Origin of the sequence: Desulfuromonas sp. CSMB_57 (genome assembly GCF_020194955.2) — a bacterium.
Taxonomy (GTDB): domain Bacteria; phylum Desulfobacterota; class Desulfuromonadia; order Desulfuromonadales; family Syntrophotaleaceae; genus JAFCIY02.
Genome location: NZ_JAFCIY020000001.1, coordinates 273,864 through 286,231, shown reverse-complemented (window position 1 = coordinate 286,231; position 12,368 = coordinate 273,864). Strand labels below are relative to the sequence as shown.

General features: G+C 61.3%; 10 protein-coding genes. 2 read left to right on the top strand and 8 right to left on the bottom strand.

What is annotated here, in order from left to right; translation table 11 throughout:
- Nucleotides 1-164: 164 nt before the first annotated feature.
- The 5 genes from JQN68_RS01205 to JQN68_RS01185 all read right to left on the bottom strand — a co-directional run bounded on the left by JQN68_RS01205 (nt 165) and on the right by JQN68_RS01185 (nt 7,937).
- Nucleotides 165-3,368, bottom strand: a complete 3,204-nt coding sequence (locus JQN68_RS01205) for an autotransporter domain-containing protein (RefSeq protein WP_249620962.1) — start codon at nt 3,366-3,368, stop codon at nt 165-167.
- Nucleotides 3,369-3,398: 30 nt separating this feature from the next.
- On the bottom strand, nt 3,399-3,815 hold the full coding sequence (locus tag JQN68_RS01200; RefSeq protein WP_225071320.1) for a cupin domain-containing protein: 417 nt from the start codon (nt 3,813-3,815) through the stop codon (nt 3,399-3,401).
- A gap of 90 nt (nt 3,816-3,905) precedes the next feature.
- Nucleotides 3,906-5,201, bottom strand: coding sequence for an amidohydrolase family protein (locus JQN68_RS01195; protein WP_225071319.1), 1,296 nt, complete (start codon nt 5,199-5,201; stop codon nt 3,906-3,908).
- A gap of 11 nt (nt 5,202-5,212) precedes the next feature.
- Complete coding sequence (locus JQN68_RS01190) at nt 5,213-6,625, bottom strand: sodium:solute symporter family protein (RefSeq protein WP_225071318.1); 1,413 nt, start codon at nt 6,623-6,625, stop codon at nt 5,213-5,215.
- A gap of 22 nt (nt 6,626-6,647) precedes the next feature.
- Nucleotides 6,648-7,937: an NRAMP family divalent metal transporter gene (locus JQN68_RS01185; RefSeq protein WP_225071317.1), complete on the bottom strand. Its 1,290-nt coding sequence runs from the start codon at nt 7,935-7,937 to the stop codon at nt 6,648-6,650.
- Between the two features lie 297 nt (nt 7,938-8,234).
- On the opposite strand from JQN68_RS01185, the gene JQN68_RS01180 reads away from it, so the two are divergent.
- Entirely contained in the window at nt 8,235-8,852 is a 618-nt protein-coding gene (locus JQN68_RS01180; protein ID WP_225071316.1) for a hypothetical protein, read from the top strand.
- Nucleotides 8,853-8,910: 58 nt separating this feature from the next.
- Nucleotides 8,911-9,615 (top strand): class I SAM-dependent methyltransferase, encoded by a 705-nt coding sequence (locus tag JQN68_RS01175; RefSeq protein WP_225071315.1) that lies wholly within the window; start codon nt 8,911-8,913, stop codon nt 9,613-9,615.
- A gap of 16 nt (nt 9,616-9,631) precedes the next feature.
- Here JQN68_RS01175 and JQN68_RS01170 read toward each other — a convergent pair whose 3' ends face one another.
- Genes JQN68_RS01170 through JQN68_RS01160 form a run of 3 tightly spaced genes read right to left on the bottom strand, consistent with a single transcriptional unit; the run spans nt 9,632 to nt 12,096 of the window.
- Nucleotides 9,632-10,633: a polyprenyl synthetase family protein gene (locus JQN68_RS01170; protein ID WP_225071314.1), complete on the bottom strand. Its 1,002-nt coding sequence runs from the start codon at nt 10,631-10,633 to the stop codon at nt 9,632-9,634.
- Nucleotides 10,634-10,655: 22 nt separating this feature from the next.
- Nucleotides 10,656-11,408: a hypothetical protein gene (locus tag JQN68_RS01165; protein ID WP_225071313.1), complete on the bottom strand. Its 753-nt coding sequence runs from the start codon at nt 11,406-11,408 to the stop codon at nt 10,656-10,658.
- Nucleotides 11,371-12,096, bottom strand: coding sequence for a LolA family protein (locus JQN68_RS01160; protein ID WP_225071312.1), 726 nt, complete (start codon nt 12,094-12,096; stop codon nt 11,371-11,373). Before JQN68_RS01160 ends, JQN68_RS01165 begins: the two co-directional genes overlap by 38 nt.
- Nucleotides 12,097-12,368 lie beyond the last annotated feature (272 nt).

The window sequence follows — 12,368 nt, the reverse complement described above, 5'->3', positions numbered from 1 at the left end:
AGGTAGAGTAGAGGGCAGGTATTTCCTGCCCTCTACTCTACCCAAAGATACTCCCACAGATACTGGGTTGAAACGCTTTCCTATAATGAAATTGCCAGCATATTTTCTGATTAAAATTCAGGTTGGATTCGACAACCAACGTCACGCCTCTCGTAAAAACTGCCTTAAAAACTTGCAGCAATTGTCAGATTCAGCGAGTGGCGGGTGGAGCCGCCGCTGCCCTGCAGATCACAGTTGTAACCCAAACCGGCATGGAATCTTTCCGACATCCAGGCTCCCAGGGAAACGCCGAGCAGCATGCTGTCCGAGGCCAGATCCCGGCCGGGAGTATGGAAACGTCCGCCCCCCCCTGCCAGGCCCGCCCACAGATCCTCGGTCCGGCGGTCGAACTCGTGCCGCCACTCGGCCTGCAGTTCCGGAACCAGCCGCACCCGTGACAGAGAAACGGGACGACTGAGCCGAAGCCCCACCAGGCTTTGCAGGGAGGCGTTATCCCGCGTGCCGACCTCGAGATCGGCGCTGTCGGCCCCTTTTTCCCGGAAACTTTCCTCGCGCAGGTGAACGTAGCTCAGCCCCACGGCCGGGTCGAGAATCCAGCTCCCCAGATTCAGCACACGGCCCCCGCTGATTGCGGCGCCGAAGAGGGTGCCGTCATGCTCGCTCTTCGCCTGCCTGCCGGCAAAGGGGATGTTCCGGTCGGCTTCAAGTTGGACCAATCCGCCGCCCAAGACGGCATTCAGGTGCCATCCGCCGGAGCGGCGGGAATCCCGCCAGGAGGCATAAAGATAACCCTGCTGGCTGTCGCTCTTCCCTTTGTCGCGGGAATGCCGGGACTCGTAGCGGTTTTCGGTCACGGACGCCGCCACCCCCAAAGTCAACCCCCTGGCGGTCCGTTCCACGCCCAGCATCAGCCCGTGCAGATTGGCATGCATGGCGTCATAGGCGCCGGCCCGGCGATAATCGGCATCCCGGCCGAGCAATTCCAGCCAGCCGGTCACACTCGGGGATTTCACCTCCCCATCCATCCGGCGCAAGTGACGGCGCAAATCGGCCAGCCGTGCCTGGGCATCGTCCAGCACCACGATGCTGGCCGCCCCATGAATGCGGGGGGTCAGAGTCTCCAGGTTGTCGTTCAGGGCCTCAAGGTTCAGGGACATATCGAGGCTGTTGAGAAGAACGGCGAAATCCCCTTCGGAGCCTGCCCTCTCCTGATCAAGCAAGGCCGACAGGCCCCGGTTATGGGTGGCCGCCAGGTCAGCATAGCTGTTGCGCGTCACGTCCAGGGTCAGGCTGTCCGCGGCGCTCAGAAGGCTGAAGCTAAAAACAGCAGCGGCGGACAGGGTGTCGAAGCCGCCGATGATGGCACCGGCCTCCAGGAAGGTGTAACTGCCACCGGTGGCATAGCCGTCCGGCAGGAGCAGAAGGGTTCCGGCCAGATCGGCGGTGCCGGTGACGGTCAGCAGATCGGCGACGCCGTCGCCGATCTCGATCTCCAGAGTACCGTCGGCGGATTGGGTGAAATCTCCGTCGATAGTCAAATGCCCGACAGAGGCTCCCGGCGCCACCTTCCCGACGCTGGCCACGTTTCCAGTCAGCGAGCCGTTGCCGCCGAGAGTGCCGCCGGACAGGACGCTGGTTTGCCCGGCCAGAGAGCCGTCCGCTCCCAGACGCCCCGAAACCACCTGAATGGAATCGAAAGAGGAATCGCCGCTCAAGGTCCAGTCCGACCCGGCCACGACCAGTGTTTCTACTCCATGAAAATCGATCTCTTCAGTGCCGGTGCCGAACAACGCCAGCACATCGTTGTCCCCATTGAAACGGGCGGGGCCGACCAGGTCGGAGCCCGTTTCAAGACTGAGGAATGTGCTTTCGGAAGAATAGATCGAGTAGGAAGCCCCGCTGATGGTGCCGCTGTTCCGGATAATGGTCCCGGTCGATGATACCCTGACGCCCGCACTGTGACCCGAAATCAGTTCCGGGTCTGTAAAGGACGCCGCGGATTCGATGACGCCGCTGTTCTCCAGTACGGAGAACCTTCCGCTGAGCAGCACGCCGACGGCGTAATCGTCGGCGAAGGCACCGATATGACCGCTGTTATTCACTCTTAATGTCTCTCGATTGTCTGCCCAGATGCCATAGGCAGCGTTCAGGACATTGCCCCTGGCCACCGAAATAATCGATCCGCTGTTGACGATTTCAAGGGGATTGCCGCCGTTGCCTGCCCAGATGCCGAAGGCCATGGCCTGATCCGTCCCACTGAGGGCAGCGGCCACCACTTGACCGCTGTTGTCGATCCGGCCTCCCTGCAGACAGATGCCATAGGCATAGGCCTGCTGATTTTCGCTTATGGCCAGCCCGCCGATGCCCCCCTCGTTGATCACCTGTCCCTCGGGGCCGCCCCAGAGATAGACCCCCCGGGCGGTAGCCAGTTCCGTGTCGCTCATCGCCTGGGCCAGGATCAGGCCGCGATTCGCCACGCTGCTCGCGGCCCCGCCCCAAAGATCCACGCCGTGGGCGTTGAGGGTGCCGCCGGCGCTCCAGGGGACGGCAGAAATTTCCCCATCGTTCTCCAGTGCGGCGCTTGCGCCGTCCCATTCCTGCAGAGTCATATAGGATCCGAACAGGGCGACCCTGGCGGAGGTGTAGCGGATGCGCATGTACCCCTCTTCCCCCCAGACATCGGGCCCCCAGCTGTTGCGCAGAATCCAGTAACCGAGACCGTCGTCCCCAGGCTCGTCCTCCCAGCCCACCAGGGAGATCAGATGGTTGGCGTCGGAGTAATAAGGGACCGAATGACTGATGGTAGTGCGCTGATTCTCGAAAATCCCCTCTTCATAGGCATAGAAATCGTCCTCGACATATACCCCGGTAGTCACCGCCCCCACCTCGTAGAGCACGCGGCGCATGGTCTCGATGTCGCCGGCCGGGATGCGGTACCAGTCGAGAAACGTGTAACGTTGGGCGTCCCAACGAAGATCGTCGCCGGGATCTTCGATGGTGTAGGGAAAGTCCGATTCCAAAGGCACGCCATGCTCGATCAGGGCATCATTCTGCGGAAGGTCGAGCCCTCCCCCGTCGCATCCCATCAGGTTCTCATAAAGGGGACTCACGCTCCAGACCAGAAAGCTTTCGGAAAAATCGACCGCCTGACCGTCGTACCGGTTATGGGTCCGGTTCCAGACGCTTTCCGCCGACGCCAAAGTGCCAAAGGACCAGCAGCTTCCGCATTGGTCCTGGTCCCGGACCGGGCCGATGTAGCTGCGGCCGTCGATATTTCTCAGGTCAAAGGAGGAAGGCAGGTCGAGGCCATGGACCACGCCACCAGACAACAGGATGGCGGACAGGCAGGTCAGCAGTGTGAATTTCATTGAGTCTCCGCAGTGGTCGATATGATAAAGCTATTGCTTAACTGTCAGCGGAAGATCTGCAGTGCCGACGTAAAACACTATAATTTCAGCCGTTTCCGCCCCTTCGTTTTTGCCGTAGTGCCACTTGTCCACCACTTCGATGATGGGATCTCCGGCCTTCAGCTGCAGGGTCTCGTCCTGCTCGGTGACGACGGTCAACTCGCCCCGGACCAGTACTCCGGCATTGATCACCGGATGCTTGTGCAAAGGAAGGGTGGTACCCGGCGGAATGCCGATGCGCAGGATGGTGATTTGGGGTTGGCTGTCGGGATAGGCCGGCAGGAGGGTTCCATCCCAGCTGGCGTTCCCCTGGACCAGGGTTTCCACCTCGATACCGGGATTATCCAGGGCGAATGCGGGACCGGAGAGGGCCGCATAGAACACTAGGACCGCAAGCAGTCTGATCATGGTTTCCCTCCTTGAAAAATTCCTGAAAATTTGGCGCTAATTACTGATAACTTGTTGAAAAAAAGCTAAAATCGGCTTTTGATTTCGGAACTAGTTTTTTTCTCTCCTTTCATAAACATCGCTGGTCAAATCCAGTTCCCTTTCCCCATGGAGAAGCAGCCTGGGCCGGACCTCCGGGGTGCTGGCGATGACCCGGCCGCGGCGGATGACCGCGAGTCGCGCCGGGCGCAGCCGCAGGGCATCGATCGGCCCCCGGGCCTGCAGCAGCACCATGTCGGCGAAGCAGCCCGGCTCCAAACCGTAGCCATCCAATCCCAACACCCGCGCGCCGCGCGTCGTAACCATGGCGAAGCATTCCCGCATCTGCTCCAGCCCGGTCATCTGCGCGACATGGAGCCCCATGTGGGCGACGTCGAGCATGTCGTAGGAACCGAGGCTGTACCAGGGATCCATGATGCAGTCGTGGCCGAAGGCGACATTGACTCCCGCCTCCAGCAACTCCGGCACCCGGGTCATCCCCCGCCGCCGGGGATAGCTGTCGTGACGGCCCTGCAATGTGATATTGATCAGGGGATTGGCCACCGCGTGCAGTTGCGCCTCGGCCATCAGCGGCAGAAGCTTGCTGACATAGTAGTTGTCCATGGAGTGCATGGAGGTCAGATGGGAGCCGGCCGCCCTTCCCTGCAGTCCGAGGCGGCAGATTTCAGCGACCAGGGTTTCGACGTGGCGCGACAAAGGATCGTCACTTTCATCGCAATGCATATCGACCCGCAGCCCCCGCGCCGCAGCCAGTTCACAGAGTTCGCGAACACTGGCGGCGCCGTCGGCCATGGTGCGTTCGAAATGAGGGATTCCCCCCACCACATCCACGCCCATGTCCAGCGCCCGGAGAAGGTTCGCCCGGGCGCCGGGAGAACGCAGGTAGCCGTCCTGGGGAAAGGCGACTAGCTGCAGATCGAGATAGGGGGCCATCTCCCGCCGGACTTCCAGCAACGCTTGAACGGCAAGCAGCCGCTCGTCGCAAACGTCCACATGGCTGCGAATGTGCAGGGTGCCGCGCGCGACGGCCATGCGGCAGCACTGCAAGGCCCGGTCGCGGAGCGATTCCAGGGTCAGTTCGGGCTTCAGCTCGTTCCAGAGGGCGATCCCCTCCAGCAGGGTGCCACTCCGGTTGAGGCGGGGCCGGCCGAGACTCAAGGTCGCATCCATATGGAAATGACTGTCGACGAATCCCGGCGAAACCAGGTAGCCGCGCGCCTCGACCGCCTCGACCGCCTCGGCCTCGATGCGGGGCCTCACATCGACGATGCATCCGTTGCTGCAGGCGATGTCCTGCAGCTCATGTTTTCCCAAAAGCCGGGCCTGGCGTACGATCAAGTCGAACATGCCGCCTCCTGTCAATCGCGGGCAAGAACTTGGGCGCACTCGGGTTCAGCACTTTGCACGCGGTTGACAACCCAGAAAACCAGGAAATTGGCAAAGACCCCGATGATCAGGCCGTCGAAGCCGCCCGGCGCGCCGAGTAGCCGGCTCCAGCCGAAGACGCCGATGAGGCCGGCCGCGGCTCCGGAGATGAAAGCCCGGGGGGTGGCTTTATATCCCAGCAGGGTGGCGGCAAGCGGCACCAGGATGATGGGCGACCAGAAGTTGTAAGCGAACAGCAAAATATCGAGCAGGCTCTGAATACGGATGGCAATGACGATCGCCAGGAAGCCGGTGATCAGGGTCGCCAGGCGGGCCCAGAGCAGGCCGGTGCGGTTGCTGAGTTTCTCTCTGCGAAGAGGATTGACGATATCGTTGACGAAGGCAACGGAGGCGCTGTTGAGAAAGGAGTCGGCCGAAGACATGACCACAGCCAGGATTCCCGCGATCACCAGGCCCCGCATCCCGATCGGCAGCACGCTTTCCACGACGAAGGGGATCGCCAGATTGGGGTTGAGGTCGGGCTTAAGCACCAGCGCCACCAGGCCGATGCCTCCGGAAATGGCGAAAAACGGCACCGAGAACAGACCGCTCCAGAGGGTGCCCCGGGAAACGGCCTTGGTGTCCCGGCTGATGAACAGCCGTAGCACATAAGGGGGCACCAGGGTTTCCCCCAGCATGAAGGTCAGGAACAGTGAGCCGAACTGCATCGGGGTCATCTTGCTGAATACTTCAAGATGGCCGGCAGGCACCCGATCAAGAACTTCACCGAGCCCGCCGAGCTGGGAGATGCCGAAAATCAGCACCAGGGGCATGCCGACGGCCAGTATGGCGAACTGCAATACGTCGGTGGACACCACCGCCCGCATGCCGCCGACGGTGTCGTACAGGATGATGATCCCCATGCCGATCATGATGCCGGTGGGCACCGAAAGACCCAGGAACAGGTTGAACAGATAGCCCATGCCGCCTATCTGAGCTCCGAGAATCCCTGCGCACAGCAGCACCGAAAAGATCCCCGTGACGAACTTGCCGGTTTTGCCGTAATTCACCTCCATGACGTCGCCGACGGAAATCGCCGTGGGAAAACGCCTTGATCGGGGCGCGATGAAGCGGGCCACCAGCATTTCCTTGAGGCTGAAACCCCACAGCGCCATGATGTTCACAATGCCCATGGTGAAAACTTTTTCGGCATTCCCCATGGTAAAACCGCCGCCGATGAAGGACGCGGACAGGGTCGCGGCGATGATCGGCGCGGTGTAGTTGCGGCCGGCCACTGCATACTCCTCCAAGTCGTTCACCCGCCTCCCGGCCCAGAGCCCGAGGCCCAGCACACAGCCGAGATAGAGGATGATGGTCATCTGGTCGATCAGAGTCAGTTCGAGCATAAATAAATTCTCCCTCCCCGTTTCAAGGAATGCGAAAAAAGGTCACGTAGACGTAACCGACGCTCATCAGAACGAAAAACAGCAGTCCGGTCCAGGTCAGTAATTTGAGCAGGGGACCGGGACGTTCTTCCTGCGGAACGTTCGGGCCGTTCATCACCCGGTAGTTGATGTAGGCCAGCACCGGAGAGGTGAGGAAGGAGACGACGGCGGCGAAAGACAGCAACTGGATGAGATTGGCGACGAAGGACAGCACGATCAGGGCGCCGCTGACGGTCGTCAGCAGGATCCAAATCTGGTGGATCTGCTTGAACCGGCGGGCATCGAAGTTGCCGAACAAGGCACAGCAGGCCGCCAGGGACCGGGGATAACCGTCCAAGGCAGTGATGGTGGTGCTGAACATGGTGATGAAGGCCATGGTCAGGATCAGCGGCCGGGACCATTCGCCAATGGTCGCTGTGTAGAGGCTGACCAGTTGTTGGGAAAAGGCGATACCGCTGGCGGAAAACGCTTCGCCGGAGCCGAACAGGACCAATTTGCCCAAAGCCAGAAAAACCACCGCCAGCACCACCGCCGATACGTAGCCGAGGTAGAAGTCGATACTGGTCTCGCGGACGGTGGCGAAATGCCCGGTCTGCTGCTCCCGGCTGAAGATCCACAGGGAGGACCAGGCCGAAAGATCCACCGGGGCCGGCATCCACCCGAGCAGCATGACTAGAAAGGCCAGGGTGCTCCACTCCCAGGGCGATGGGGGGACGAAGCCGGCCGCCAGCGGTGACTGATGCTGCCAGGCGAAAAAAACGGCCGCTATGGTGCCGATGCCGAGCAGGCAGATGATCCACTTGGCCAACGTGTCAAGCAGCCGATAGCTCCCCAGGAGCAGCAGCAGTGCGCAGCCGAGCAGCATGGCCACGGTCAGGTGCGGAACGCTCAGCGGAATCAGGCCGTAGCCGCCAAGCAGCGCTGCGCTGAGCATGGCAACCCCCGCCACATTAATGGTGCCGGTGAGGATATTGATGAGCAGAAAAATCGCCAGATAGCTCCTGCCGTGCCGGTAGTACCCGGCCAGCAGACTCTCGCCGGTGGCGGCCGTGTAGCGTTGTCCGTAAAGAAAGAAGGGGTACTTGAGCAGATTGGCCAGCAGCACCAGTCCTACCAGGCTCCAGCCGTACTGGGCGCCGGCTCGGGTCGACCAGACAAGATGGGAACCGCCCACGGCGGCGCAGGCCACCAGGATGCCTGGTCCCAGAGCTTTGAGCAGCTTCGAGTCACGTAATTGACGCAGATGTGACAACATCCCGGCATCGTTTTCCATCTCTCCTCCTTGCAAAGCCCCAAGGGGCGCATATCATGATATTCTCCATAACAGTTGCGTTTCACGCTGGCGCATCGGCCGTTTTTGAACGATTCAAAAGACTTGAGCGCCGGTCCGATTGCAGGCCAGCGAAAATATCCATACTGCTTTGCAATACCGGTTCCATCTGAGCATTAATCCAGCATCGAATACGGAATATGCGGATCAGGGCGGGTGGGGGTTCATGGATGCGATGCAGAACGCCAGGCTGAAGAGCAGTGCTGAACGCCACTACCGGGTCATGTATTACGGCGGGATTTGACAGTCGAACCCCTGGGGGACAGTAGCAATATCGGCGCCAGGGCGGTCCTGGAGGCATTCGACCGGGGCTTCATCCGGACCCGGATCAACCAGGGCGAGATTGACCCACTGGTATTGATCGTGGTCAATGCCCGGACCAAAAGCGAGGACCGCCTGAGCACCAGGCAAAGGCCATCCGGATTTTTTACCGCGGCGGCCAAGACCGCCACTGTGGCCATGGACAATTACAGCCATGAAAGCGTGGCGAGCCTGCGCGAGGCGCTATATGCCCGGGTCCAGACCCAGAGGGACGAACGGGCCTGCATCGACCTTCTGGCTGAGCACTGCCCCGACGCACCCAGGCCTGTTGCCTTTGCCGCCGAGGTGGACCCGTACGTCATTGAGATCAATTTCGAGGCCGCAGCCCTGCTTCCGGATGAAGATCCGCGCTATTATCTTGATCTGCCCACTTCCTTCTCGCTGAGTGCGGAACAGGTAGAAAAGCTGGTCAACATCGGTCCCAGGCTGTTGCTGGCGTCGCCCCAATTCCAATGCCTGCTCAAGGTGCTGGAAGCGGAAAGCCGGGGTCTGCCGAGACCCGGGGAATGCCCCAAGGGAGCCGGTATTTTCCCCTGATGACTCCCTGGCTTTCCTGGTTGGATATGGCGAAAGCCGAAAAAGGAGCTTGCATCAAATGCGGAATCAGGGCTCGAAACTGGATGTGGTCCACCGTTTTTTCTCCGACACCGGTTTTTCCTACGACAGGGTGGTCAACCTCTGGACCTGTGGTTTTGACTGCTACTGGAAGAGACGGATTATGGGTCTCATTCCCGTCGGTGCAGGTGCAGTGCTTGATCAGGCCTGCGGCACAGGCATCCTTACCCTGAAAATCGCCCGCGCCTTGCCCGGCTGCCGAGTCACGGGGGTCGAACTGCGGGACGAATACCTTGCTCTCGCCCAGGCCAAGTCCCGCCAGACAGGGGCTTCCAACGTCCGGTGGCTGCTCGGTCGGGCCGAAGAGGTGGATCCGGGGGAGCATTTCGACTGCATCACCTCCTCCTACCTGGCCAAATATGCCGATCTGCGGCCGCTGCTGGTCAACGCCGCCGGGCTCCTGCGGCCAGGGGGCCGAATCATCCTGCACGACTTCACCTACCCGACCCACCCCCTGTTCCTTGCCCTCTGGAAGGCCTGGTTTCGCCTGATGCAGACCGTCGGCGGCCGCCTTTTCCCCGAGTGGCGGACAGTGTTTCATGAATTGCCGGGCTTTTTGCAGGAAACCCGCTGGCTGCCCGAAACCCTTTCCCTGTTGGAGGAATTGGGCTTCACCGCCATCACCTGCACATCACTGACTTTCGGCACCTCGGCGATCGTTACGGCTCAAAAGCCACGCCCCTGAATCCAGAGCAGTCCTTCTATACGGTGCAATTTCGGGCACGTACGGCCTCCGCATCGAACATGTCCAGCAGATCCCGCGGAGCCCGGCGGGCCAGTCGGCCCAAGGGACCCTCGGGCACCATGCCTTCCAATTCGGCGACCGCTGCAATCAGGCGACGCTCCCGCTCCGCCGCCATCGCCGCCCTCGCCTGCAGCAAATAGGGTGACAACTCCCGAGCGGCGACGGCGGTTTCGGCCAGGAGCGCCCGACGCAGCAGGTCCCGACTTTGGGGGACGAAATACAGCAACGCGGGAGCGAGGTCGGCCAGTTGGTCGAGGTTCTGTGCCTCCCGACCTATGGCCCCCGTCATTTCCTGGAGATCGTCGGTAATCTGATAAGCCTCGCCGATCTTCTGGCCGTAACGGCGCCAACTCCGCTGCAGGGCAACCGGGACGACGGCGGCCAGGGCCCCCAGTTCGCAGGCCGCGGCAAACAGGATACCGGTTTTAAGGGCAATGATTCGCTCATAATCCAGCCCGTTCTCCCCAGGCCCAAGGCAGGCCGCCAGCAGGGCACCGGCATCGAGAGGTTCATGCCAGGCCCCGCGGGCCAGATCGGCGATGGCCTTGGAGACGATCTCGCAATCCCGCCTGCCCAGTTCGCTCATCATGTGAATCGCCGAGGAAAAGATGACATCGCCCAGCAGAACGGCCCGGCGGGCTCCCACCAGCGTCCAGAGGGCCGGCTGAAGCCTGCGGCTTGGGTGTTGATCGACGAAGTCGTCGTGAATCAGGGTGGCGGCCTGGATTAGCTCCACCGCCACCGCCCGGGGCAAAGCAGCTTCAAGACGGCCTCCAAGGGCAGTGGTGACCAGGCAGAGCAATATCCCGCGGATCTTCTTGCCGCCGGTCAGACAGCGGCCGGCGGCCATCTCCGGCCGAGAACCGATCTCCCCCAGCAGGTGGATGACCCGCTGGTCGAAGGCGGCATCCAACGCCGGTTTCACGCCGGCGGCATACTCCTGAAAATCGGCGAACATGGGCAATCCTCTCGCTTGGACGTTATCCGGCAGACCGCCCGAGGAGCAACCCCGCCGCCAACAGAATCGTTCCCAGGCTGATACATTTGAGCAGGGTTTCGTAGCGCCGCAACAGGGCCTGTTCCTCACCGGCAAGGACGGGACCTTTCCTGCGCAATTCTTTGTATGGGCGGGAAGCTTTGATCTCGACCAGGCTGAAAAGCGCCATGGCAGCGGCCAACAGCAGGGCGGCAAGGGAGATGCGGTTGGTCTGCATGACGTACCCGGCCAGTACCGGCAACGCGCCCCAGGAAAAGGCGAACCAGCCGTCGGTGTGGAAGCGGCCGGAAAACAGTTCGAGGTTGTAGGCGAAGACAAAGAATCCCTCGAGCAGGGCGATGCACCACAACCACGGCACGTAGCGCACCATGTAGTAGCCGGCGATGCCGTAGGCCGCAGCCAGCGCGGCAAGGGCCATCCCCCACAGCTGAATCCGGCTGAAAACCGTACCCCAGGGCTTCACCCCCCGACTGCCCAGGGCATCGAGGGCGTGAGCGGCGATCCCCAGGCCGAAAAAATAGACCAGCACGATGGCCAGCAGGCGGCCGTAAAAAACCTCTCGGGCCAGCACCGAGCCGATAACGGCAAAGGAGAGGACCATGCCGGTATAGGGCAGAAACAGCAGTCCGACAAAGGTGCGGAACCGGGCCGAACCCCATTGGGGGACGAACCATTCGCCTCTCCGGGAGCCCCCCTCGCTATGGGGCTGCCGGTCCATGGCTGCCCGTTTTTCCATCGATGGCAAAGAAATCCTCCGGCAACTGGGGGGAGATATTCAGGTTGCGGAAACGGACGGTTCTTTTCATCCGGCCATCGGGGGTCAACTCATCGACCGCCACGGGCAGCCAGAGTGTCTTGTCGATGACGAACCGGTAACGAGTCACCACCCCGGGCAGGAAATGGTCGGCAGCCACCACCTCCAGCAGCAACTGCCGGTCTTTTTCCACCAGCTGCGGTTCGCCGCGGCTTGGCTCGCCGACGCTGCGGGCGATGTTGCGGATCAGCAGACCGAGGTCGGACTGATCGATCCGTTGCCCGGACCGGGTTGCAAGTAGAGGATTGTCCGGCGCCAGACGCAACTTCAAAAACCCCTTCCAGCCGCCGAATTGAACGAACACCCGCCCGGTTTCATCGGGATAGACCAGGCGCATGCCCGGATGAGGGGTTTCCATGTCGATTCGCAGCAGGTCCGGTTTTCGGAAGGAAAAGCGAAAGCGCCGGGTCGTCACGATCCGGCCATCCTGATATTCGCTGGTCTCAATCTCGGCCTGGTAGGCGTCCATCTGTTGGAAGGCTGCGGCCATCCTCGCGACAACAGTGCCCACATCGAACGGCGCCAATTCGGGGGGCGTGGCAGCCACCTCGCAGGCCCAAAGCAGCAACAGCCCACCCAGCAGGGATGATAGGACAGCCGGAAGGATCATTCGAAATGGTCCGGGAAAAGGGCTGAGGAGCCGAAACCATTTTCAAGGCATCATCCTCGACATTCATTGGCGAACTGTCGACAAATCCAGGACGATTACCGACCAGACAATGACCCGATTCTGTCGTCACAAAAAAACCATAACAGACCCAATGGGCAATACAAGCCCGCATGGTTCATGAACAGGAACTGCTCCAGCCAGGCAAAGCGCAGCTCGCTGCCGAAGCCAGAGCGCTGGCGGCGTTGCTGGCCAGGCATTGTGAAACCCTGGCG